We start from the raw sequence: 22,926 nt of genomic DNA on the forward strand, positions 1-22,926 counted from the left end.
GCTCGATCCGGGATCGAAGGCGTCTCGCGCGCGAGAGGCGTGCCTATATAGGGCCGGGGCGGGGGGTTCAAGCCGTGCGTGGTCCATGGCGCCGGGCGGCGGAGGACAGGCCGCGCCGTGGCGTCGCATCGCCATCGGGCCCCGCGCGTCCCATGCTGGACCCTTCTTGGCCGAACCGGAGTTTCCGCCATGCGCTCGATGACCCTCGCCGCCCTGGGCCTCATGGCCCTGGCCGCCGCCTGCCAGGCCCAGAGCCCCGCGCCGACGCCGGACGGGCCGCTGGAGACCCGCAGCCCCAACGCCCCGGACCAGCAGCCGGCCTTCGCCGGCCAGACCCGCGCCCCGGCGGTGCGGACGGACACGGCCCTGGCCCATACGGTCGTGGCCTCGGGCCTGTCGCATCCCTGGGGCCTGGCCCTGTTGCCAGATGGGCGCTGGCTGGTGACCGAACGGCCCGGGCGGCTGCGGATCGTCTCGGCGGACGGGATGGTGGGGGCGCCGATCACCGGCCTGCCCGCCGTCGCCGCGCGCGGCCAGGGCGGGCTGCTGGACGTCGCGGTCGGCCCCGCCTTCGCCCAGGACCGGATGATCTACTGGTCCTATGCCGAGCCGCGCCAGGGCGGCAACGCCACCAGCGTGGCGCGCGGCCGCCTGTCGGACGACGGAACGCGGCTGGAACAGGTTCAGGTCATCTTCCGCGCCCTGCCGGCCTATGACGGCGACAAGCATTTCGGCTCGGCCCTGGCCTTCGCGCCGGACGGGACCCTGTTCGTCACCCTGGGCGAGCGGTCGGACAAGCCGATGCGGCCCCAGGCGCAGCAGCTGGATTCCCACATGGGCAAGGTGGTCCGGATCAACGCCGACGGCTCGGTCCCGCACGACAATCCCTTCGTCGGCCGCGCCGGCGCCCTGCCCGAGATATGGTCCCTGGGTCATCGCAACGTCCAGGGCGCCGCCATCGGCCCGGACGGCGCCCTGTGGACCGTCGAGCACGGCACGCGCGGCGGCGACGAACTGAACCGTCCCGAGGCCGGCCACAACTACGGCTGGCCCGTCGTCGCCTATGGGATCGAATACGCCGGCGGGGCGATAAACGACGGGATCACGGTCCGCGAGGGGATGGATCAGCCGCTCTACTACTGGGACCCGGTGATCGCGCCGGGCGGGGCGGTCTTCTACGACGGGGCCCTGTTCCCCGGCTGGCGGGGTAATCTGCTGGTGGCCTCGCTGAAGGAAAAACACATCGCCCGTCTGGTGCTGGACGGACGCCGGGTGGTGGGCGAGGAGCGGCTTCTGACCGACCTGGGCGAACGGGTCCGCGATGTCGCCGTGGGGCCGGACGGGGCCGTCTGGGCCATCACCGACGAGGACGACGGCAAGCTGGTGCGCCTGGCCCCCCGCGCCTGACCCTTGGCGCCTGAACGTCCCGGTGCTGGACGAAGGGGACCGGGGTCGGCTACCGGGTCTGCGACTGGAGCCGCCATGACCGACCTGCCCCCCGCCTCGCTCGACGCCTGGGCCGACCTGGCCCGCAAGGCGCTGAAGGGCGCGCCCCTGGAGGGGCTGACCCGCCCCGACGCCGACGGCCTGCCGGTGCGCCCCCTCTATGTCGCGGGCGATACCGAGATGGTGCGGGCGCCGCGCCCTACGCCCGCCGACGGCCGGGGCTGGGACATCCGCGTCCCGGTCCGCGCCGAGACCCCGGCCCAGGCCAATCCGGTCGTGCTGGAGGAACTGCGCGAGGGGGCGGCCTCGATCCTGCTGTCGGGCCCCGCCGTCGCCGACCCTGACGCCCTGGCCCGGACGCTGGACGGGGTGGCGTTGGAACTGGCCCCCGTCGGCCTGGATGCGGGCTCAAATGGTGTCGCGGCCGCCGACGCCCTGGCCGCCGCCGCCAAGGGGGCGCCGCGCGCGCGCCTGATGCTGCATCTGGACCCGATTTCCGACTTCGCCGTCGCGGGCGGGATCGCCGGCGGGATAGAGGACGCCCTGGCCCGGACCGCCCAGGCGGCCGCGCGCCACGCCGGCCCCTATCCCCTGGCCAGCCTGTTCCTGGCCTCGGGCCGGGCGGCGCACGAGGCGGGCGGGACCATCGCCCAGGAACTGGGCTTCGCCCTGGCCGCCGCCGCCGAACTGCTGCGGGCCGCGACCGGGGCCGGCCTGCCGGCGCCGCGCGCCCTGGCCGCCACCGTCCTGGGCCTGTCGCTTGACGCGGAATATCTGGACGGGGTGGCCAAGGTGCGGGCCGCGCGTCTGATGTGGCGGTCGTTCAGCCGCGCCGCCGGGGCCGAGACCCCGGCGGTGATCGAGGCCCGGTCCTCGCGCCGCATGCTGGACGCGCGCGATCCCTGGCCCAATCTGCTGCGGCTGACGGCGGCCGGTTTCGCCGGGGCCGTGGGCGGGGCCGACGCCGTCGTCCTGGACGGCTTCACCGCCGCCGCCGGGGTTCCGGACGCCTTCGCCCGGCGACTGGCGCGCAATACGCAGTTGGTTCTGATGGAAGAGGCCCAGCTGGGCCGGGTGGACGATCCCGCCGCCGGTTCCTGGTTCCTGGACGCCCGCACCCGCGACCTGGCCCAGGCCGGCTGGGCCGAGTTCCAGCGCATCGAGGCCGAGGGCGGGCTGGTCGCCGCCCTGAAGGCCGGGGCCGTCCAGGCGCCGATCGCGGCCGCGCGTCAGGCGCGCCAGGCCGCCCTGGCCGAAGCCGGCGCGGTGATGGTCGGGGTCAACCGCTTCGTCGATCCCGAGCCTCGCCCCGCCCCGGTCGAGGCGCCGCCCACCACGACCGCCCCCGGCGGCGACGCCTGCGCGCCCCTGACGCCCGTCCGCTGGTCCGCCCCGTTCGAGGAGGCCGCCCGATGAGCCGCCCGTTCGACTTCACCGCCGCGCCGCTGGACCTGTCGCCCCTGTCTCCCGCCGCCGCGCGCGAGCCCTGGACCACGCCCGAGGGGATCGACATCCCTTCGCGCTTCGACGCCTCGGCGCGCGACGGTCTGGACTTCATCCATGGCCTGCCGGGGATCGCCCCCTATCTGCGCGGCCCCTATCCGACCATGTACGCGTCCAATCCCTGGACCATCCGCCAGTACGCGGGTTTCTCGACCGCCGAGGAATCCAACGCCTTCTATCGACGCAACCTGGCGGCGGGACAGAAGGGACTGTCCATCGCCTTCGACCTGGCCACCCACCGGGGTTACGACAGCGACCATCCGCGCGTGGCCGGCGACGTCGGCATGGCGGGGGTGGCCATCGATTCCATCCTGGACATGCGGACCCTGTTCGACGGCATCCCGCTGGACCAGATGTCGGTCTCCATGACCATGAACGGCGCCGTCCTGCCGATCCTGGCCCTCTATGTCGTGGCGGCCGAAGAACAGGGCGTGGCCCATTCCGCCCTGACCGGGACCATCCAGAATGACATCCTCAAGGAGTTCATGGTCCGCAACACCTACATCTATCCGCCGGCGCCCAGCATGCGGATCATCGCGGACATCTTCGCCTGGACGGCCCAGAACGCGCCGAAATTCAACTCCATCTCCATCAGCGGCTATCACATGCAGGAGGCGGGGGCCTCGGCCGATCTGGAGATGGCCTACACCCTGGCCGACGGCGTGGAATACGCCCGCGCCGGGGTCGCCTCGGGCCTGCCGATCGACAAGTTCGCGCCGCGCCTGAGCTTCTTCTGGGCCATCGGCATGAACTATTTCATGGAGACGGCCAAGATGCGGGCCGCCCGCATGCTGTGGGCCGAGGCGATCCAGGCCGAGTTTTCACCGACCGATCCGAAATCCCTGGCCCTGCGCGCCCACTGCCAGACTTCGGGCTGGTCGCTGGCGGCCCAGGACGTGTTCAACAATGTCCCGCGCACCATGGTCGAGGCCATGGCGGCGGCGGCGGGCCAGACCCAGAGCCTGCATACCAATTCGCTGGACGAGGCCCTGGCCCTGCCGACCGACTTCTCGGCCCGGATCGCCCGCAACACCCAGCTGCTGATCCAGCACGAGACCGGGATCACCGGCGTCATCGATCCCTGGGGCGGCAGCCTCTATGTCGAGCGGCTGACGCACGAACTGGCGACCCGCGCCCGCGCCCACATGGCCGAGGTCCAGGCCCTGGGCGGCATGGCCAAGGCCATCGAGGCCGGGGTGCCCAAGCTGCGCATCGAAGAGGCCGCCGCCCGCACCCAGGCCCGCATCGACACCGGCCAGCAGACCGTGGTCGGGGTGAACAAATATCTGTCCGATACGCCCGACGACATTCCGGTGCTGAAGGTCGACAACGCCCAGGTCCGCGCCGCCCAGATCGCCAAGCTGGAACGGTTGCGGGCCGAACGCGACCCGGCCGCCGTCGACGCCGCCCTGACCGCCCTGACCAACGGGGCGAAAGGAAACGCCAACCTTCTGGAGCTGTCGGTCCAGGCCGCGCGGGCCAAGGCCACGGTGGGCGAGATTTCCGACGCGCTGGAGGCCGCCTTCGGCCGCCATGTGGCCGAGGTCCGCACCGTGCGCGGCGTCTATGGCGCCACGGCGGGGGACGAGCCGCGCGTGACCCGCGCCCGCCAGATGGTCGCCGCCTTCGTCGAGAATGACGGCGGCCCGCCGCGCATCCTGATCGCCAAACTGGGCCAGGACGGCCACGACCGGGGCCAGAAGGTGGTGGCGACCGGCTATGCCGACCTGGGCATCGACGCCATCGCCGGTCCCCTGTTCCAGACGCCGGAAGAGGCCGCGAAACAGGCGGTCGAGCAGAAGGTCCACGCCGTCGGCGCCTCGTCCCTGGCGGCCGGCCACCTGACCCTGGCGCCGGCCCTGATCGCCGAGCTGAAGAAGCTGGGGCGCGAGGACATCATGGTGGTGGTCGGCGGGGTCATTCCGCCCGCGGACGTCCAGCCCCTGCTGGACGCCGGTGTGGCCGCCGTCTATCCGCCCGGCTCGGTGGTGGCCGAGACGGCGGCGGACCTGCTGGACAGGCTGAACATCCGCCTGGGCTACGCCCAGAGGCCGTGACGGCTCAGGGGCGCGAGCGACTGGGCAGGGCGGCGACCTGTTCGGCCGTCAGCTGGCGCGCCACCCGCGCCCGGCACGGCATGCTGGCGGCGGGACTGCCGCTGCGATAGCCGATGACGGCGTCGTCATTGACGCACAGCCGGCTGCCGCCCACGAATTCCTTCTGGATCGTCAGGCTGTTGGCCCAGTCCAAATCCTGGCAGAAGCCGCGGCTTTCCAGCTCGAACACCTCGCCGCGCGAGGTCCGCAGATACAGGTTGTCGGTGTCGCCGGCGCGGAAATTGGTCACCGAGGGGGTGCTGAAACAGGCGCGCGGCCCGTCCGAAGGGCCCCCGGTCGAGGGGGCGGGGGTGGGGGCGCAGGCCGCGACGGCGGCTCCGGCGGCGATCAGGCAAAGGGCGGTCAGGCGCATGGCGGGTCTCCCGGTCCTTGGATGGCTCCATCCCTTATAGCGCCGTTTCGCCCGGCCGGTTGCGTCCCGCGCGCCACATCGATGATCGACTCCAGTTCGGCGGGCAGGGGACCGGCCGCGCCGGACATCCGCGCCGCCAGATGTTCGGCCAGCAGGGGCGCCAGGCACAGGCCGCGCGACCCCAGTCCCGTCAATACGAACAGGCCCGGCGCCAGGGCGCCGACGAACGGCAGGCGATCCGGCGTGGTCGCCCGCACCGCCGCCCGGGCCCGGGTCGGCAGGATCTCGACCTGATCCGCCAGCCGGGGCAGCCGCTGCGCCAGTCGCTCGCGATTGGCCCGGGCTTCCTCGGCCCGGATGTCCGTCGCCGCCTCGTCCCGCACATGGCTGGCCCCGAACAGCAGGCCGCCCGCGCCCGGCGCCGCATAGCCGCCCCAGGCCGCCGCCGTCTCCGACCGGCCGCCCTCGACCCATTCCGCCTGGCCCCGCACCGGTCGCAGCCCCAGCTCCGGCGCCAGGGCCGCCGCGCCCCAGCCGGCGGCGATCACCACCTGGGCCGCCTCCAGCACCGTCTCGCCCTCCGGACCCATCAGACGCCAGCCGCCATCGGTCGGGGTCAGACCGCCGACGCGCGCCCGCACCGTCCGGACGCCCTCCAGCCAGGTTTCCAGGATCCTGGGCGGCCGGACCGCCATGGCCGTCCCCATCCATAGGCCGCCCACCGAAACCGGCTGGTCCAGCCGCGCGGCGACCGCCTCGGCCGTCATCGGCTGCATGGCGCCCATCGGCCAAAGGGGCTGGACGGCGATACGAGCGAACCGCCCCTCGTCGCGCGTGCCCGATTGAAGCTGCAGCACCCCTTGGGCCGTCACCGCTCCGTCGATGCGGCGATAGAGGTCGCCGGCCCGCTCCAGGGCCTGGGCGAACAGGGCGGCGATCCGGGCTTCGCCGACATCCAGGCGCGGCGTGACCAGTCCGGCGGGAAAACCCGATCCGCCCGCGCCCGGCCCTTCGGCCTCGACCACCGTCACCGTGCGTCCCAGGGCGGTCAGGGCCCGCGCCAGGGCCGCTCCGGCTATGCCCGCCCCGATCACGGCGACCGGCCCGTCAGGGGCGGGCGGCGGCGGGCCGTCCGGCGCCTGGGCCTCCAGCCGTTCGCGCTTGCGGCCGTGGCCGGGCCGTTTCTCGACCGAGAACCCCTGGGCCGCCAGGCCGCGCCGCACCGCCCCGGCGACGGTGAAGGTGGCCAGGCGCGCGCCGGGCGCCGAACGGGCCGCCACCGCCTCCAGCACCGTCTCGGACCACATGCCGGGATTGGTCGCCGGGGCGAAACCGTCCAGGAACCAGGCGTCGGCGCGCCCATCCCACTGGGCCAGGGCCCAGGCCGCGTCCCCGACCGCCAGATCCAGCACCGCGTCGAATCCGTCCAGGTCCAGCCGGTGGAAGCCGGGCGTGGTAGGCGGCCAGACGTCCAGCAGGGCCTGGGCCGCCTCGGCGATCTCGGGCCAGGCGGCCAGGGCGCGCGCCGCCTCGTCCCGGCCCAGGGGAAAGGCCTCGATCGAAAACAGATGCAGTCGCCCGCCCGGCGGCCTTTCGCGCCGCCACAGGTCCAGCAGGGCCGCGATGTTCAGCCCGGTCCCGAACCCCAGTTCGCCGACGGTGAACCGCAGCCGCCCGCCCCAGGCCTGGGGCAGGCCGCACCCGGCCAGGAAGACTGCCCGGCTCTCGGCCAGGCCGTCCTCGCGCGAGAAATAGACGTCGTCGAATCGGCCGGAGCGCGGCGCGCCCTCGGGCGTCCAGACCAGTCGGGGCGAACGGTCGTCGGTCATCGTGCTGATCTAGCATCGACCACGAAAAAGGGCCGCCCCTTGCGGGACGGCCCTTCCGACGGATCCGAAGATCCGAAGGTTCGCGTCGCTTAGTGAGCGGCGGCCGGGGCAGCCGGAGCAGCGGCGGCGTCGGCGGCCGGAGCGGCGGCGGCGTCGGTCGCGGCAGCGGCGGCGTCGCCAGCAGCGGCGGCGGCGTCGGTGGCGGCGGCGTCGGCAGTGGCGGCGGCGTCGGCGGCCGTGTCGGCGGCGGCGGCGGCGTCTTCAGCCTTGTCTTCGGCGGCCGGTTGGCAGGCGGCCAGGGCCAGAGCGGCGGCCGAGGCGGCGATCAGAGCGGTGATGCGCATTGGAAAAGTCCTTCAGAAGGTCATGCGGGGCCATGAATCCCCGTGCCGACCAGATAACGGAAACGTGAGGCGAAGCGCAAGCGGATTCTCACGCGCCCGTGATCGCCGCCAGGCCTCCGCGCACGAAAAAGGGGGCCGCCGAAGCGACCCCCTTCCCAACGTCCGAAGACGTCGTGGCCTTATTGGGCCGGAGCAGCCGGAGCAGCCGGAGCGGCGTCGGCGGCCGGAGCGGCGGCGGCAGCGGCGTCGGCCGAAGCGGCGGCGTCGGTCGCGGCGGCGCCGGCGGCGGCGGCGTCAGCAGCAGCGGCGTCGGCCGAAACGGCGGCGTCGGCGGCGGCGGCTTCTTCAGTCTTTTCGGTAGCGGCCGGCTGGCAGGCGGCCAGGGCCAGGGCGGCGGCCGAGGCGGCGATCAGAGCGGTGATGCGCATGGGAAAACCCCTAAGGTTGGATTCGACGAAAGCTTGAGCTTCCACCCCCATCGGTAACGCGTTCGTGAGGGGAAGGAAAGGCCTATCGGGCGCTGCGGCGTCGCGGCGCGCATCAGACGGCCGGGGCGGCCGACAGGGCTTCTTCCATTTCCAAGAAGGAAGGCTGGGCCCCCGACGGGATGTCGCCGCGGCCGATCTCGACCGAAATCTGGGCCGCATTGCCGTGCAGGTGAGCCACCAGGACCGACTGGATGATCTTGTAATAGGCGCCGTCGCCCTCGACGATCTCCTTCAGCCGGTTGGCGAAGGGGCCGATCAGCCCGTAGGCCAGGAACACCCCCAGGAAGGTGCCGACCAGGGCGCCGCCGATCATCCCGCCCAGGATTTCCGGCGGCTCGGTGATGGCGCCCATGGTCTTGATGACCCCCAGCACGGCCACGACGATGCCCAGGGCGGGCAGGGCGTCGGCCATGTTCTGCAGGGCGTGTGCGCCGGCCAGGGCCTCGTGGTGATGCTTCTCCAGCTGCTTTTCCATGGCGTCCTCGATCTGGTGCGGGTCCTCGAGGTTCATGGTCATCATCCGCAGGGTGTCGCAGATGAAATCGACGGCGAAATGGTCCTTCAGAACCTTGGGGAAGTTCTGAAAGATGCTGCTTTCGGCGGGTTTCTCGATATGGCTTTCCAGGGCGATGACGCCCTTGGACTTCATCGTCTTGGTCAGCTGGAACAGCAGGGACAGCAGGTCCTTGTAGTCCTGCTTCTTCCACTTGTTGCCGCCGAAGATGCGGCCGAAGCCGCCCAGGGTCGCCTTGATGGCGCCGATCGAATTGCCGATCAGGAAGGCCGCGATGCCCGACCCCAGGATGCCCATCAGCTCGAAGGGCAGGGAGTGCAGGATCACCGCCATCTTGCCCCCGGCCAGCAGATAGCTGCCGAAGACCATGCCGAAAAGCAGCACGATGCCGATGATCTGGAACATGTTGGGCCGGCCCGACGCGAAGAGAGGCGCCGACCATCGCCGTTAATGATTAAAGGCCGGTTGCCGCGACGCCGGGCCTACAGCCGGAACTCGCCCGAGGCGATCGCCGCCAGGGCCGTGGGCGTCAGCTTCTGATAGCCGTTCTTGCCGCCGCGCACATAGACCTGGCCGTCCACCCGTTCCGGGTCATAGCCCTCGGAGACCAGGTCGACCTTGCGGTATTTGAAGGTCCCGGTGGTGTCGACCGCCTTGATCAGCCGCACGAACACGGGCTGGGCGTAGGAGGGCAGTTGGCCCTGGGCGTATTCGGCGAAGGCCTTGGCGCTGAACCGTCCGTCGGCGACCACGGCGACCATCCCCGCCTTGCCCTCGTGGCCCGGCACCGGCACCCCATAGGCGATCACCTCGTGCACGCCCGGCGCCTCGGCCAGCCTTTGTTCGACCTCGGTGGTCGAGACGTTCTCGCCCTTCCAGCGGAAGGTGTCGCCGATCCGGTCGACGAAATAGAAATAGCCCTCGGAATCCTGGCGCATCAGGTCGCCGGTGCGGAACCAGCGATCGCCGCGCTTGAACACGTCGGTCAGGATCTTCTTCTCCGAGGCGGCCTTGTCGGCATAGCCGGAGAAATCGTGCCGCACGTCGTCGCCGATCATGCCGATGGCCTCGCCGATCTCGCCCACGGACGTCGCCTGGCACAGGCCGTTGGAGCCGCGCACCGGCGTCTCGGTCTCGACGTCGAACCGCACCAGACGGATGTTGATGCGGCTCTTCAGCAGGCGCGGAACCCGGCCGATGGCCCCCGGCTTGCCGTCGAAATTGAACAGGGAGACATTGCCCTCGGTCGAGCCGTAGAATTCCAGGATGCGCGGGATGGCGAAGCGCGACTGGAACTCTTCCCAGACATCCGGACGCAGGCCATTGCCGAAGGCCAGGCGCAGCCTGTGCGCCCGGTCGTCCTCGCCCGGCGGCGAATTGACCAGATAGCGGCACAGCTCGCCGATATAGACGAACATGGTGGCCCCGGATTCCCGCACGTCGGGCCAGAAGGCCGTGGCCGAGAACCGCTTGCGCAGGATCAGCCGCGCCCCGTTCAGCAGGGCGGCGCCGACCCCCACCAGGCCGCCGGTCGAATGGTACAGCGGCAGGCAGTTGTAGATCCGGTCCTCCGGCGTCGATTCGGTGCAGCCGGCGAAGGCGCGCATATAGGTGCGGGCCCGCGAATGGGGGATGCGCGCCGCCTTGGGCAGGCCCGTCGTGCCCGAGGTATAGATGAACAGGGCCGTGTCCCGGTTGGTCAGCCCGGCCCGCACCGAAGGCGACGGCCGCACCGAGGAGCCGCCGCGCACGGCCCCGTCCAGCCCGCGCCTCTGGCTGGTCTCGTTCTCGGGCGTCAGGCCCAGGACCCACAGCATCAGGTTCTGTTTGACGAAGGGCCGCGCCTCCTCGACCTCGCGCCAGCAGTCCTCGTCGGCCACGACGTTGAAGGCGCCCGACAGGGCCAGGCAGTGGGCCAAAGCCTGTCCCGTCAGATTGGTGTTGATCAGGGCCGTGGCGATGCCGACCTTGGCGAACCCCAGCCAGGCCGCCAGGTATTCGGCGCGGTTGCTCATGACCAGGGCGATCACCTCGCCGCGCCTCAGGCCCCGGTCCTTGGCCCAGTGGCCGAACCGGTTGGCCAGGGCGTCCAGTTCGCGATAGGTCAGGCTGCGATGCTCGTCCTGGACCGCCACCTTGTCGGCGAACCGGTCGACGGCCTCCTCGAAGTCGTCGCTGACCAGAACCGGGCTGTCCAGGGTGATCGGCTTGATGCGGTTCAGCAGCCGGCGCAGGGAGGCGACGAAACGCAGATCGCGCTTGATGTTCGCCACCAGGCCCATGTCGCTCTCCCTTTCGCCGTTCCCAACCCTGATGAACAAGCGCGGCGGGCCGGTCAACCGCAAGGCGAGCGCGCTCCGGTCCGGGGGGGCCGTTCCGGCGCCCCGCGTGGCGCCGATGCGTCGGGTGACGCGGCGTCATCTCCGTCAGGGTTGGAAGGCTTGAACATAAGGCCAAGCCAGCGCTTAATCCGCCTAACGACGTTCACGGCATCGGGCCGTGATGTCCGGGGATTCGATCATTTTCGGGGGTTCATCCATGAAGACCATGCTTTTCGCCGCGGGCCTCGCGCTCGCCGCCCTCGCCGGACCGGCGGCGGCCCAGGACTACAACGCCAACGCCAACTACGGCGACGTTCGCCTGTCGCCCGGCTTCACGCCCGACCCGCACCTGATCGCCATGCGCGCCGGCGGGACCATCGACGCCTCGACCCGCTTCAACACCTGCCGCGGCTTCATCACGGCCCAGCCGGACGCGCGCCTGTGGTGGGACGGCAAGGGGTCGCTGAACCTGAAGATCTCGGCGATCTCCAACTCGGACGTCACCCTGGTGGTCAACGGTCCGAACGGCGAATGGTATTGCGACGACGACAGCGGCGACGGCTTCAACCCCCTGGTCACCCTCAGCCCGGTCGCCGGCCGCTACGAGATCTGGGTCGGCACCTATTCTAGCGGCGAAACCAAGCCCGCGGTCCTGTCGATCTCTGAAGTCACCAACTTCTGAGGCAACCTTCGCCATAATCGGTCAGTCTTCACGACCGGTCTCACAGTCAAGCCGTTGTCGCCACATGTATGGCGGCAACGGTTTTTCTTTGCGGCGATGCACAAAAACAGGAACCGAGTTCATCTACCTGGGTTCTCCTCGTTCAAGACGCTAGAGGAGGTCTCCCATGTCCATGACCTATGCCGATCAACCGCGCACCACCGCCCTGAAGGGCGCGGATCAACCGGTTCATGCGCGCGAAGAACCCGTTTTCGTTCCCGCCTACGCCCGCGGCGGCCGTCGCGGCCGAGGCGGGGTGCGTGCCTGGATGATCCTGGCGCCCGTCGGCGCCCTGGCCCTGGCGGCGGGCGCCGTCGTGGTCCTGACCGCCCCGGCCGAGGCGCCGCTGGTTCCGGCCGAGCCTGCGCGCGCCGCGCCGCTTCCGGCCCCTGTGCCCCTGGCCGAGCCCCGGGCGGCCGAGGCCATCCCGGCCGAAACCCTGGCCCTGGCCGCCGAACCGGCGACCGCCCCGACGCCGCGCGTCGATGCTCCGGCCCCTGGTCGTCGCGAAGCGCCGCCCGTCCGCCGCGCCGCCGCCACGCCGGCGCCCGTGGCCGAGGTCGCGCCCGAGCCGACCGGCCCGCGCCCCTATGTCCCCGCCCCGGCGCGGGTGATCGTCGCCCCCTCGACCGGTCCGACCACGAGCCAGGCCCCGGCGCCCGCGCGCACGGCCCCGCCTCCGGTCATCGTCGTGGACCCTGCCGTCGCGCCCTGAGAGGCGAGGACGTAAAAATCATCCGCCATCCCGCCTCTTCCCCTTGAGGCCGAAGCCCGGGCTTCATATCTGGGCGCCACCTGAGGGGAGGGGCGAATGGCGGCGGTGATATCGGTCCAGGGCCTGACCAAGACCTACAAATCCGGTCTTCAGGCGCTCAAACCCATCGATCTGGAGATCGCGCGGGGCGAGATCTTCGCCCTGCTGGGGCCCAACGGGGCGGGCAAGACCACCCTGATCTCGATCATCTGCGGCATTGTCACCCCCAGCGAGGGCCGGGTGATCGCCGACGGTTTCGACATCCGGTCCGACTATCGCGCCGCCCGGTCGCGCATCGGCCTGGTGCCCCAGGAACTGACCACCGACGCCTTCGAGACGGTCTGGAACACGGTCAATTTCAGCCGCGGCCTGTTCGGCCGCTCGCCCGACCCGGCCCTGATCGAACGGATCCTTCGCGACCTCAGCCTGTGGGACAAGAAGGACTCCAAGATCATGACCCTGTCCGGCGGCATGAAGCGCCGGGTCATGATCGCCAAGGCCCTGAGCCACGAGCCGGACATCCTGTTCCTGGACGAGCCGACCGCCGGCGTCGATGTCGAGCTGCGCCGCGACATGTGGAACCTGGTGCGCGGCCTGCGCGAGCGCGGCGTCACCATCATCCTGACCACCCACTACATCGAAGAGGCCGAGGAGATGGCCGATCGAGTGGGCGTGATCCTGAAGGGCCAGCTGGTTCTGGTCGAAGAGACCTCGGCCCTGATGAAGAAGCTGGGCAAGAAGACCCTGACCCTGCAGCTTCAGGAGCCGCTGGCCGTCCTGCCGCCCGAACTGTCCGACTGGTCCCTGGCCCTGAAGGCCGACGGGAACGAGCTGGAATATGTCTTCGATTCCAACGCCGACAAGACCGGGGTGCCATCCCTGCTGCGCCGCCTGTCCGACCTGGGCATAGGGTTCAAGGACCTGTCCACGCGCCAGAGTTCGCTTGAGGACATCTTCGTGGGCCTGGTCCACCAGTCGCGCGAGGAGGCGGCCTGATGGCGTTCAACGGTTACGGCGTCTGGGCCATCTACAAGTTCGAGATGGCGCGCGCCCTGCGCACCTTCTGGCAGTCGATCATCACCCCGGTGGTGACCACGGCCCTTTATTTCGTCGTGTTCGGCACGGCTATCGGCAGCCGCATGACCCAGGTGTCCGACGTGCCCTACGGCGCCTTCATCGTGCCGGGGCTGATCATGCTCAGCCTGTTCACCAACTCCATCTTCAACGGCAGTTTCGGCATCTATTTTCCGAAATTCACCGGCACCATCTACGAGCTGCTGTCGGCGCCGGTTTCGGCCTTCGAGACCGTGCTGGGCTATGTCGGGGCGGCCGCCACCAAGTCGGTGATCCTGGGGCTGATCATCCTGGCCACGGCGGCCCTGTTCACGCCCCTGCACATCCTGCACCCCTTCTGGATGCTGGCCTTCCTGGTGCTGATCTCGGCCACCTTCGCCCTGTTCGGCTTCATCATCGGCGTCTGGGCCCAGAATTTCGAACAGCTGAACTTCATCCCCATGCTGATCGTCACTCCCCTGACCTTCCTGGGCGGGGCCTTCTACTCGATAGACATGCTGCCCGACGGCTGGCGGCAGGTCAGCCTGTTCAACCCGGTGGTCTATCTGATCTCGGGCTTCCGCTGGGCCTTCTTCGGCGTCGGCGACGTGCCGGTGGGCCTCAGCCTGGGGGCCACCCTGGCCTTCTTCCTGGCCCTGCTGGCCGTGGTCGGCTGGATCTTCCGCACCGGCTACCGCCTGAAGGCCTGAGGGTCATAAAGGCGCCGGTTTCGCGCTTCAGCCTGCCGCCATGCCCACCGACGACCGTCCGCCGCCCGGCCCGCCCCCGGCCCGAAAGGGCATCGAATGGGGCCGCCCGCCCCCGACCGTCTTTCGCGCCGGCCCCCTGCCCACGGCGGTCAATCGCCTGACGCCGCCGCCACGCCCGGCGCGCCCCACCGCCTCGGCCCAGCCGCCCGCCTCGGTAACCCCCGACAGCCTGACCGCCCCGCGCCCGGCCCCGAGTTCGACGCCTGCCCCGACGGCCCCGCGTCCCGGCGCCGGCATATTCCAGGGCTCCCTGGTGCCCCAGGCGCCGCGTCGTCCCGCGCCTCAGGCGGCCCCACCCCAGTCGGGGCCGGAGACGCCCGTTCCTTCGCCGGCCCCGCCCCCGCCATCCGCGCCTGCGGCCCTCGACGCAGCGCCAGCCGAGCCCAGCCCTTCGCCCCTTCCGGCCTCGGCCGCCGTCCGGGCGCGGCCGCGCGGTCCCGGCGTGGTCGTCTATGGTCTTGCCGCCGTCGTCGTTCTGGGGCTCGCCGCCGCGGGCTGGTGGTGGCTGAATCGGCCCGCGCCGGCTGCGGCTCCGCCCGCCGTCCCTGTCCAGGCGGATGCGCCCACGCCCCAGCCCGCGCCGGTTGTCGACACGCCTGCCCCGGTCCCGGCCGTCCCGTCATCTGCGACTCCAGCCCAGGCTGAGGCTCCGGTCCCATCCGCCGCCGCTTCGCCGGCCCGGTCCGAACGGCCGCCGAGCGCGTCTCCCGCGCCCGCCCCCACCGTCGCGGCCCCGCCGCCGCGCGTGATCCTGGCGCCGCCCGATCCGGTTCAGGACGCTGAGCCGGTCCCCGTCCAGACGGAGCCGCCGACCGCGGCCCGGCCGACCGCGGCCGATCCGGACGCCCCGATCGTCACCCGGCCTCAGCCCCTGGATTAGGATTCAGGTTCAGATAGCCCCGCTCGACCATGCGCCGCAGGGCCTCATAGGCCTCCGCCAACTCCTCATAGGCCATGCGGTGGGCGGTCAGCCGCGCCGTCTGGTCGGGAGTGACCGGCGAGCCGGATTCCGCCAGCCGCAACGCCTCTCCGGCCCAGCGCGCCCGCGCCACGGCCGTCAGGGTGGCCAGTTTCTGGAACGAGTCCGCCCCCGCCCGGCCCAGCACCTGGCTCAGCACCTCGCGGTTGGCCAGGAAGGCGGTGTAGTCGATCTGCTCCAGCTGGCCGCGCAGGCGGCGCTGTTCCTGCGGATCGATGTCCTGCGGCTCGAAATGGTCGCGGACGCGGCGATAGCCGTGGGTGGCGATGGTCGACATGGCGCGTCTCCCGGCACGATGGGATCAGGCTGCGCCCCTTCGGTTAACGGCCGGTTGCCCGGTTCCGCGCCGCCAGGCGCACGGGCGTCCCGTCGCGCGGCCCCGCGCCGTGCGGACAGGCCTCCCAGACGAAGGCCCTGGAGTAGCAGATGCGCGCCTCGCGGAACGCGCCGTCCTCGGCCAATACCACCCAGACCGCCCGTTCCGGCAGGCCGGGGTTGGCCCGGGCGAAGGCGCGCCGGATCGATCCGGCCGTCAGGTCGCGCGCCGGTATGGCCTCCAGGTCCGGCCGTTTCAGCCCATCCCACAGGCGCGCCGCCTGGTCGAAATAGGCTTCGGGCGTGTCCCAGCCGCAGGTCCCGTGCGCGGCCCATTCATGCTGCTGCAGCGACGGCGAGGGGGTCATGCAGAAATGCCGCCGCACCGTCTCGGCCCGGATCGCCGGGGCGGGGGCGCAGTATCGCGGATGCCGCGACCGCGTCGGCCCGTTCGGCCACAGCCCATGCAGGGTCAGGCCGAAGCGGTTGTCGCGGCACTGATGTTCCGCATCCGGATAATCCTTGCCCGTCAGACAGGCCTGGGGCGACCAGCTGACGGCCATCAGGTAATGGGCCGTTTCGACATCGGCCGCCACTTCTTCGGCCGGCGGCCGATAGGCGCGCGCCGGCGTCAGCCGGGCGGGGATCACACACTGTTCGCCCTCGGCCCCGCCCGTCACGGCGGGTTCGGCCAAGGGGCTGCACCCCACGAGCAGCAGCAGAGGCGTCAGACGCCAGGCGCGACGGATCATCGATCTGTTCCCGATGCGGATTCGGCCGACAGTCTGGGCGGCGCGCGTGACGGTTCGACCACGGTGATCTCGGGCCAGCGGCCGCGCGCGTTCTCGATCGTTCGCGCCCACCCACGGGCCAGGGGCCGGTCGGGATTGGGCCGGATCACCATGTCGAACACGTCCTGAAGACCGAACGGGGCGAGGACGCTGATCGTATCGTCATCCTCCAGCCGCACCCCCACGGCGAAGGCGGGCGCCACGAAGCGGGCGGGCGCCGCGTCGGTGTTCGGGAGGGGGTCGTAATCCTCGCCGAACCGGTCCTTGAACCACAGATGCACCCGCGCCTGGTTCCGCACCTCGACCTGGCTGCGGAACGGTTCGTCGAAGGCGGCGGCGACGCGGCGGATCACGGCGTCCTCGGCGTCCCAGCCGATGTCCGAGGCGTCGAAATAGGCCAGGTCGTAGTCCTTGATCCCGTATCCGTCCGGGCGGCCCGTCCGGGCGTTCCACACCGCCTGATAGACGGCGCCGGACACGATGCGCCAGTCCGGCAGGTCCAGGCCGCGCACGGTCGTCAGCACATGCATCAGGCCGGGGTTGGCCCGCACGATCTCGATCAGCCGGGCTTCCAGATCGCTCATCGTCCGCGCACCGGCCAGGCGTGATCCAGTGGTCCGTGGCCGCCGCCCAGGCCCGGCGCCCGGCGGATGGCCTCGGCCACATAGGCCCAGGCCTCGGCGACCGCGACCTCGACCGGCTTGCCCCAGGCGATCCCCGCCGCGCAGGCGCTGGCCAGGGTGCAGCCGGTGCCGTGGGTGCTGGTGGTGCCGATGCGCGGCCCCTCCAGCAGGGTCTCGCCGTTTGGGGTCACCAGCAGGTCGATCACCGTCTCGCCGCCCGCCACATGGCCGCCCTTCATCAGCACCGCCTGTGCGCCCAGGTTCAACAGCGCCTCGCCCGCCCGACGCTGGCCGTCCAGGTCCGCGACCGTCAGGCCGGTCAGGGCCTCCGCCTCGGGCGCATTGGGGGTCAGCAGGCCCGCGCGCGGGACCATCAGTTCACGGACGGCCTCCACCGCCCGGTCTTCCAGCAGGGGATGCCCCCCCTTGGCGATCATGACGGGATCGACCACGGCCGGCGCCGGGGTCGTGTCCAGCAGGGCGGCCACCGTCTCGACCACCTCGACCGACCCCAGCATGCCGGTCTTGACCGCATCGGTCCCGATGTCGTCCAGCACCGCGCGGGCCTGGGCCGTGACGACCTCCAGAGGCAGGGGATGCACCCCGTGGACCCCCAGGGTGTTCTGGATGGTGATGGCGGTGATGGCGGTCGCTGCATGGCCGCCCAGCATCGTCACCGCCTTGACGTCGGCCTGGACCCCCGCGCCGCCGCCGGAATCCGAACCGGCGATGATCAGGACGCGGCCGAGCGGGGCGGTCATGGCGACTCCGTATGCGAACAGGCCCGCCTAGATAGGCTCAACCGCCCGCCGCCGCCACCGCCGCCACCGCCGCCTGAAGCCTCAGGGCCTGCACCGTCTGGCGCACGTCATGGACCCGAATCACGGCCGCGCCGCGCCGCGCCGCCTCCAGCGCCAGGGCCAGGGAGCCGCCGATCCGGTCGCCCGGATCTTCCGCCGTCGGATCGACGGCCTGGATCATCCGCTTGCGGCTGGCGCCATACAGCACCGGGAAGCCAAGGGCGGCCAGGCCGCCCAGCCGCGCGGTCAGGGTCAGGTTGTGCGCCGCCGTCTTGCCGAAGCCTACGCCCGGATCCAGCCAGATGGCGTCCCGCGCCACCCCCGCCGCCATGGCCGCCTCGGCCCGCGCCGCCAGCCAGCCGAACACCTCGGCGACCACGTCTTCATAGCGGGGGTCCGACTGCATGGTGCGCGGTTCGCCCTTCATGTGCATCAGGCAGACGCCGCAGCCCAGGTCCGCCGCCGTGGCCAGGCTGTCTTCCGCGCCGCTCAGGCCGGTGATGTCATTCCAGATCGTCGCCCCCGCCGCCACGGCGGCCCGCGCCACGGCGGACTTGGCCGTGTCGATGCTGATCGGCCCGGTCCAGCGGGCGCGGACCCCTGCGATCACCGGCACGACCCGCGCAATCTCTTCGGCCCAACCCACCGGCTCGGCGCCCGGCCGGGTGCTTTCGCCGCCGATGTCCAGGATGTCGGCGCCCTGGGCGACCAGGCTCAGGGCGTGGTCCACCGCCGCCGCGACCGATCCCAGCCGCCCGCCGTCCGAGAAACTGTCCGGCGTCACATTGACGATGCCCATGACGCGCGGCGGGATCATCCGTCCGCCTTGCCGATCAGGGCGCCCAGGGCCTTCAGATAGGCGCCGAAGGCCCGCCGCCCCTCGGGCGTGATCGCGACCCGCGTCAGGGGCTTATTGTCGCGAAAGCTCTTGTCGATGGCGACGTATCCGGCCTCTTCCAGCTTTTTCAGATGGACCGACAGATTGCCCTGGGTCGCCTCCAGCACCGTCTTCAGCTCGGTGAATTCGGCCGTCTCGACATCGGCCAGATAGACCATGATCCCCAGCCGCATTCGGCCGTGGATGACATCGTCGATCCGCCCGAGATCCTCCAGACCCATGGCTCAGCCCGCATCGCCGCGCGCGTCGCGGAACAGGGCCCATCCGGGCAGGGCGAACAGCAGGAACAGGGCCGCGGTGCAGACGCCCAGATAGGCGACCGGCTGGCGCACCAGCACCCCCAGGGCCACCGCCGTGACCCAGCCGCCCAACGACACCGCCAGCATCCAGGCCTTCTTCTTCAGAACCCAGGCGACATACCAGGCCGCCGCCTGCAAGGCGAAGACGATGGCGGCATAATACAGCCAGACAGCGAAATCCTGATCCCGCACGGCGCCCACGGCGAAGACGATGATGACCGCCGCATTGGCCATGCCCGTGGCGCTGAAGGCCGCGCTGGTCACCCGCGTGGCCAGGGGGCCGCGATTGGCAGGGCCGTCCTTGCGGTCCTTCAGGATGGCCCAGGTCAGCACGCTCAGGAAGGCGACGGTGATCCCGACCACGAAGGCCAGATTGGCCAGGTCGGGCCAGCGGATCAGGCCGATCACCTGGCCGACGTGGAACAGGCACTGCAGCCCGTACAGCAGCCCGCCCGCCAGATAGCAGATGGCCAGGGTCATCGGCGGCCGACCGCCGCCCTCGACGATCGAACGCATGAAGGCCAGATCGTCCTGGGGCGAATTCAGGCGGGGCTTGGCGGGCATGGGTTCCCTCGGGTGCGACTCTTGCGGGCGGGGCCGACCGGTCCGGGATGAACCAGCCGGCCCCGCTTGGCAAACTATTCGGCGGGGGCGATGGCCGGCTCGGCCTTGGCCCCGCGCCACGGGATGCGGCGGCCATTCAGCCATCTGCCCATGAAGCCGTGCCGCACCGTCAGCTCATAGCTGGCCAGGCAGACGCCGAACACGCCCAGCGAGACCCCCGCCAGCTTGGCCCACCACGGGCCGGGCCAGTCCTGAACCCACACCTGGGCCAGCATGACCAGCGGCAGGTGCAGGATGTAGACCCAGTAGGAGGCGTCGGCCAGGTAACGCCGCACCGCGCTGCGTCCCGACAGGAAGCGCAGGCACAGGCCCATGGCCGCCAGGGCCGAGGCATAGACCGCCAGGGCGGTGACGGCGGCGGCCATGGCCTTCTCGCGGGTCGGCTCGACCATCGGCGCGATCGTCGGCCCGCCCGCCAGGTAATAGGCGCCGAAACCCGCCGCGACGGCGACGATCAGATACAGGGGCGACCAGGCGGCGATCCGGTTCAGCAGGTCGCGGCGCCGGTCCAGCAGGGCGCCGAAGCCAAAGGCCAGGCCGAACCCGACCAGGGCGGCGGTGTGGGGCACGACGCCCGCATCCGGCGTCGGCACGGCGAAGAAGGCGATCCATTTCGGGTCCAGCCACAGGGCGACCGCCAGGGGGGCGGCCAGCAGCACCGGCGTGTGCGGCCCGGTCAGGGCGCCGGTGACCCGGTCGACCAGACGGCCCCAGGCGCCATTCCGGTCCATGGCCGCGAAGGGCGCGCGCAGCACCAGCAGGGCGACATAGAAGATCATCAGCACATAGAGGAACCACAGGTGCGTCAGGGGAAAGTTGGTCCAGTCATAGGTCGGCGGCGGGGGCGGGGGCGCGCCCGGCGTCACCAGGCCGTTGGCTTGGGCGTTCCACACCAGGGCGGTGACGATCCCGGCCATGACCGGGAACCAGAAGGCCGCCAGCGGCCCGGCGATGCGGATCACCCGGTCCCTGGCGAAGCCGAACCAGCCCCGCCGCGCCAGCATCATGTGGGCGAACAGGCCGGCGATCATGAAGAAGGCCGTCATCCGGAACAGGTGGATGCCGAAGAAGATCCAGGCCGCCCCGATCGAGCGGCTGGCGTCGGCCGTGATCCAGATCTGCTGGGGAAAGAAGGACAGGCTGGCGTGCAGCACCACCCCCAGCAGCAGGGCGCCGCCGCGCAGGGCGTCCAGACCGTGCAGGCGGTCCGGGGTTTGGGTCGATGTCATCGGGCGGCCTCCCAGCCGGGCTTGAATGACGGCCATCTACGATAGACTAGTTTATAATGCAAACATGTTTTTCGACGTCGATCCCTGGACGCTCCCATCGCCCCATTTGACAAACCGGCTCCGCCCACCCAGCTTCAGGCCATGAACCGCCTCGTCAGTCAGATCCGACGGACCAGCCATGCGGGGCGCCGCGTCGAAGGCGTCTGACCCGTAGCGGTTCGTCGTGCGCGCTGCGCCGGCCCCGCTACGGGGCGCCGCGAACCGCACCTTCCCGCTTTTCCCAGAATTCTGAGGCGCCCGCGCCGGACCCGGTCCGGCCCTCGGCGCATGAACACCCTTTAAGGAGACTGCCGTCATGACGGCTTCCGCCCATCATCTCGTCGGCCTGCCCGACATCCTCCTCAGCCGCGCCGATTTCGAGGCCCTGGATCGGCTGGTCGGCGACCTGCCCGGCCGTGGTCCCGCCGCCCTGCTGCAACAGGAACTGGACCGCGCCCAGGTGTGCGAGGCGGGCGATCTGCCCGCCAACATCGTCTCGCTGAACCGCTGGCTGCACTATGTCGACGGCCGCAGCGAAGAGGCGCGCCGCGTCCAGCTGGTCCTGCCCGAAGACGCCGACATCGACCAGGGCAAGGTCTCGGTCCTGTCCTGGGTCGGCGCCGGCCTGATCGGCCTGGCCGAGGGCGTGTCCCTGGACTGGCCCGACGCCTCGGGCGACCTGCGCCGCCTGACCCCGATCCTGGTCGAGGCGGCGGCGGCCTGAAGCCCCTTCTCCCCTCGGGGGAGAAGGTGGGCGGCGGAGCCGTCCGGATGAGGGGGCTGTGTCCCCGGCTGGGCGGACGATCAGGATGGATCAGCCATCCCCCTCATCCGTCTCACTGACGTGAGCCACCTTCTCCCCCGGTGGGGAGAAGGGGCGCGGCACGCCCTCAGTGCACCGTCGGCTGCACCTCGGTTCCGTCCGACACCGGCGTCACCGGCACCGAGACCGAAGGTCCGGCGTTGGGGAAGTTGTCGGCGTCGCGGTTGGGCGCCAGCCCCTTTTCCAGCAGGTCGCGGATCTCGTCGCCCGACAGGGTCTCGAACTCCAGCAGGGCCTGGGCCAGTTTCTCGTGGTCGCCCTTCTTCCGCTTCAGGATCTTGCGCGCCTCGTCCCATCCAGAGGTGACCAGCCGCTTGACCTCGGCGTCGATGATCCGCGCCGTCTCTTCCGACACGTTCTGGCTGCGCGCCACCGAATGGCCCAGGAAGACCTCCTCCTGGTTCTCGCCATAGGCGACCGTGCCCAGCACGTCCGAAAAGCCCCAGCGCGTGACCATCGCTCTTGCCAGCTTGGTCGCCTGTTCGATGTCCGAACTGGCGCCCGAGGTGATGTTGTCCTTGCCGAAGATCAGCTCCTCGGCCACCCGGCCGCCGGCCATGATGGCGATGCGGTCGACCATCTGCTGGTATTTCATCGAATAGCGGTCGCCTTCCGGCAGCTGCATCACCATGCCCAGGGCGCGGCCGCGCGGCACGATGGTGGCCTTGTGCACCGGGTCGGCCATCTTGACGTTCATGGCGACGATGGCGTGGCCGGCCTCGTGATAGGCGGTCAGCCGCTTCTCTTCCTCGTTCATGGCCATGGACTTGCGCTCTGAGCCCATCAGGACCTTGTCCTTGGCGTCCTCGAAGTCGCGGTGGGTGACCATGCGACGGTCCTTGCGGGCCGCCATCAGGGCCGCCTCATTGACCAGATTGGCCAGGTCGGCGCCCGAGAAGCCGGGCGTGCCGCGCGCGATGGTCTTGACGTTGACGTCCGGCGCCAGGGGCACGTCCTTCATGTGGACGCGCAGGATGCGCTCGCGGCCCGAGACATCCGGGTTGGGCACCACCACCTGGCGGTCGAACCGGCCGGGCCGCAGCAGGGCGGGGTCCAGCACGTCGGGCCGGTTGGTGGCGGCGATCAGGATGATGTTTTCCGACGCCTCGAACCCGTCCATCTCGACCAGCAACTGGTTCAGCGTCTGCTCGCGCTCGTCATTGCCGCCGCCCAGGCCGGCGCCGCGATGGCGGCCGACCGCGTCGATCTCGTCGATGAAGATGATGCAGGGGGCGTTCTTCTTGGCCTGTTCGAACATGTCGCGCACGCGGCTGGCGCCGACGCCGACGAACAT

24 protein-coding genes are annotated in these 22,926 nt (G+C 70.9%); 9 read left to right on the top strand and 15 right to left on the bottom strand.

Annotated elements, in window-relative coordinates; translation table 11 throughout:
- Positions 1-189 precede the first annotated feature (189 nt).
- From KF910_RS13220 to scpA, 3 genes are all read left to right on the top strand, one after another.
- Positions 190-1,407 (top strand): PQQ-dependent sugar dehydrogenase, encoded by a 1,218-nt coding sequence (locus KF910_RS13220; protein WP_292263627.1) that lies wholly within the window; start codon positions 190-192, stop codon positions 1,405-1,407.
- Positions 1,408-1,482: 75 nt separating this feature from the next.
- Positions 1,483-2,862 carry a methylmalonyl-CoA mutase family protein gene (locus tag KF910_RS13225; RefSeq protein WP_292263629.1) on the top strand — a complete coding sequence of 460 codons (1,380 nt, stop codon included), beginning with the start codon at positions 1,483-1,485 and terminating at the stop codon, positions 2,860-2,862.
- Positions 2,859-5,006: a methylmalonyl-CoA mutase gene (gene scpA / locus KF910_RS13230; protein WP_292263631.1), complete on the top strand. Its 2,148-nt coding sequence runs from the start codon at positions 2,859-2,861 to the stop codon at positions 5,004-5,006. Before KF910_RS13225 ends, scpA begins: the two co-directional genes overlap by 4 nt.
- A 4-nt stretch (positions 5,007-5,010) precedes the next feature.
- On the opposite strand, the gene KF910_RS13235 is transcribed toward scpA, so the two are convergent.
- From KF910_RS13235 to KF910_RS13260, 6 genes are all read right to left on the bottom strand, one after another.
- Complete coding sequence (locus KF910_RS13235) at positions 5,011-5,418, bottom strand: DUF6491 family protein (RefSeq protein WP_292263633.1); 408 nt, start codon at positions 5,416-5,418, stop codon at positions 5,011-5,013.
- Positions 5,409-7,247, bottom strand: a complete 1,839-nt coding sequence (mnmC, locus tag KF910_RS13240; RefSeq protein WP_292263635.1) for an FAD-dependent 5-carboxymethylaminomethyl-2-thiouridine(34) oxidoreductase MnmC — start codon at positions 7,245-7,247, stop codon at positions 5,409-5,411. Before mnmC ends, KF910_RS13235 begins: the two co-directional genes overlap by 10 nt.
- 89 nt (positions 7,248-7,336) lie before the next feature.
- Positions 7,337-7,591, bottom strand: a complete 255-nt coding sequence (locus tag KF910_RS13245) for a hypothetical protein (RefSeq protein WP_292263637.1) — start codon at positions 7,589-7,591, stop codon at positions 7,337-7,339.
- A 179-nt stretch (positions 7,592-7,770) separates the two neighbouring features.
- Positions 7,771-8,019 carry a hypothetical protein gene (locus KF910_RS13250; RefSeq protein WP_292263638.1) on the bottom strand — a complete coding sequence of 83 codons (249 nt, stop codon included), beginning with the start codon at positions 8,017-8,019 and terminating at the stop codon, positions 7,771-7,773.
- A gap of 112 nt (positions 8,020-8,131) precedes the next feature.
- Positions 8,132-8,998 carry a flagellar motor stator protein MotA gene (gene motA / locus KF910_RS13255; protein WP_292263640.1) on the bottom strand — a complete coding sequence of 289 codons (867 nt, stop codon included), beginning with the start codon at positions 8,996-8,998 and terminating at the stop codon, positions 8,132-8,134.
- Positions 8,999-9,075: 77 nt separating this feature from the next.
- Positions 9,076-10,875, bottom strand: a complete 1,800-nt coding sequence (locus tag KF910_RS13260; protein ID WP_292263642.1) for a long-chain-acyl-CoA synthetase — start codon at positions 10,873-10,875, stop codon at positions 9,076-9,078.
- A gap of 256 nt (positions 10,876-11,131) precedes the next feature.
- Between KF910_RS13260 and KF910_RS13265 the strand changes: the two genes are divergently transcribed.
- From KF910_RS13265 to KF910_RS13285, 5 genes are all read left to right on the top strand, one after another.
- Positions 11,132-11,596 (top strand): peptidase S1, encoded by a 465-nt coding sequence (locus KF910_RS13265; protein WP_292263645.1) that lies wholly within the window; start codon positions 11,132-11,134, stop codon positions 11,594-11,596.
- A gap of 166 nt (positions 11,597-11,762) precedes the next feature.
- Positions 11,763-12,350 (top strand): hypothetical protein, encoded by a 588-nt coding sequence (locus KF910_RS13270; RefSeq protein ID WP_292263646.1) that lies wholly within the window; start codon positions 11,763-11,765, stop codon positions 12,348-12,350.
- A gap of 96 nt (positions 12,351-12,446) precedes the next feature.
- Positions 12,447-13,385, top strand: coding sequence for an ABC transporter ATP-binding protein (locus tag KF910_RS13275; protein WP_292263647.1), 939 nt, complete (start codon positions 12,447-12,449; stop codon positions 13,383-13,385).
- The gene (locus KF910_RS13280) at positions 13,385-14,152 is read left to right on the top strand and encodes an ABC transporter permease (protein ID WP_292263650.1); all 768 of its coding nucleotides are present in this window, start codon (positions 13,385-13,387) and stop codon (positions 14,150-14,152) included. The genes KF910_RS13275 and KF910_RS13280 overlap by 1 nt, the downstream gene beginning before the upstream one ends.
- Positions 14,153-14,192: 40 nt before the next feature.
- Positions 14,193-15,092, top strand: coding sequence for a hypothetical protein (locus KF910_RS13285; protein ID WP_292263653.1), 900 nt, complete (start codon positions 14,193-14,195; stop codon positions 15,090-15,092).
- Here the strand turns inward: KF910_RS13285 and KF910_RS13290 are convergent.
- From KF910_RS13290 to KF910_RS13325, 8 genes are all read right to left on the bottom strand, one after another.
- The gene (locus KF910_RS13290) at positions 15,067-15,468 is read right to left on the bottom strand and encodes a hypothetical protein (RefSeq protein ID WP_292263656.1); all 402 of its coding nucleotides are present in this window, start codon (positions 15,466-15,468) and stop codon (positions 15,067-15,069) included. The two genes, KF910_RS13285 and KF910_RS13290, sit on opposite strands and share 26 nt — an antisense overlap.
- 43 nt (positions 15,469-15,511) lie before the next feature.
- Positions 15,512-16,258, bottom strand: a complete 747-nt coding sequence (locus KF910_RS13295; protein WP_292263659.1) for a ribonuclease T2 family protein — start codon at positions 16,256-16,258, stop codon at positions 15,512-15,514.
- A complete protein-coding gene (locus tag KF910_RS13300) occupies positions 16,255-16,881 on the bottom strand; it encodes a nucleotidyltransferase family protein (RefSeq protein ID WP_292263662.1) in 627 nt (208 codons plus the stop codon). Before KF910_RS13300 ends, KF910_RS13295 begins: the two co-directional genes overlap by 4 nt.
- The gene (gene thiD / locus KF910_RS13305) at positions 16,878-17,681 is read right to left on the bottom strand and encodes a bifunctional hydroxymethylpyrimidine kinase/phosphomethylpyrimidine kinase (protein ID WP_292263665.1); all 804 of its coding nucleotides are present in this window, start codon (positions 17,679-17,681) and stop codon (positions 16,878-16,880) included. The genes KF910_RS13300 and thiD overlap by 4 nt, the downstream gene beginning before the upstream one ends.
- Positions 17,682-17,718: 37 nt before the next feature.
- Positions 17,719-18,537, bottom strand: coding sequence for a dihydropteroate synthase (folP, locus tag KF910_RS13310; RefSeq protein WP_292263668.1), 819 nt, complete (start codon positions 18,535-18,537; stop codon positions 17,719-17,721).
- A complete protein-coding gene (locus KF910_RS13315) occupies positions 18,534-18,839 on the bottom strand; it encodes a winged helix-turn-helix domain-containing protein (protein ID WP_292263671.1) in 306 nt (101 codons plus the stop codon). Before KF910_RS13315 ends, folP begins: the two co-directional genes overlap by 4 nt.
- A gap of 3 nt (positions 18,840-18,842) precedes the next feature.
- Complete coding sequence (locus KF910_RS13320) at positions 18,843-19,481, bottom strand: hypothetical protein (protein WP_292263674.1); 639 nt, start codon at positions 19,479-19,481, stop codon at positions 18,843-18,845.
- A 74-nt stretch (positions 19,482-19,555) separates the two neighbouring features.
- Positions 19,556-20,770, bottom strand: coding sequence for an acyltransferase family protein (locus KF910_RS13325; protein ID WP_292263677.1), 1,215 nt, complete (start codon positions 20,768-20,770; stop codon positions 19,556-19,558).
- A 355-nt stretch (positions 20,771-21,125) separates the two neighbouring features.
- Between KF910_RS13325 and KF910_RS13330 the strand changes: the two genes are divergently transcribed.
- On the top strand, positions 21,126-21,533 hold the full coding sequence (locus KF910_RS13330) for a GreA/GreB family elongation factor (protein WP_292263680.1): 408 nt from the start codon (positions 21,126-21,128) through the stop codon (positions 21,531-21,533).
- A gap of 166 nt (positions 21,534-21,699) precedes the next feature.
- Here KF910_RS13330 and ftsH read toward each other — a convergent pair.
- A partial coding sequence (gene ftsH, locus KF910_RS13335; protein WP_292263683.1) for an ATP-dependent zinc metalloprotease FtsH occupies positions 21,700-22,926 on the bottom strand: 1,227 nt, incomplete at its 5' end.

The sequence above is a fragment of the Brevundimonas sp. genome (assembly GCF_019636155.1).
Lineage (GTDB): Bacteria > Pseudomonadota > Alphaproteobacteria > Caulobacterales > Caulobacteraceae > Brevundimonas.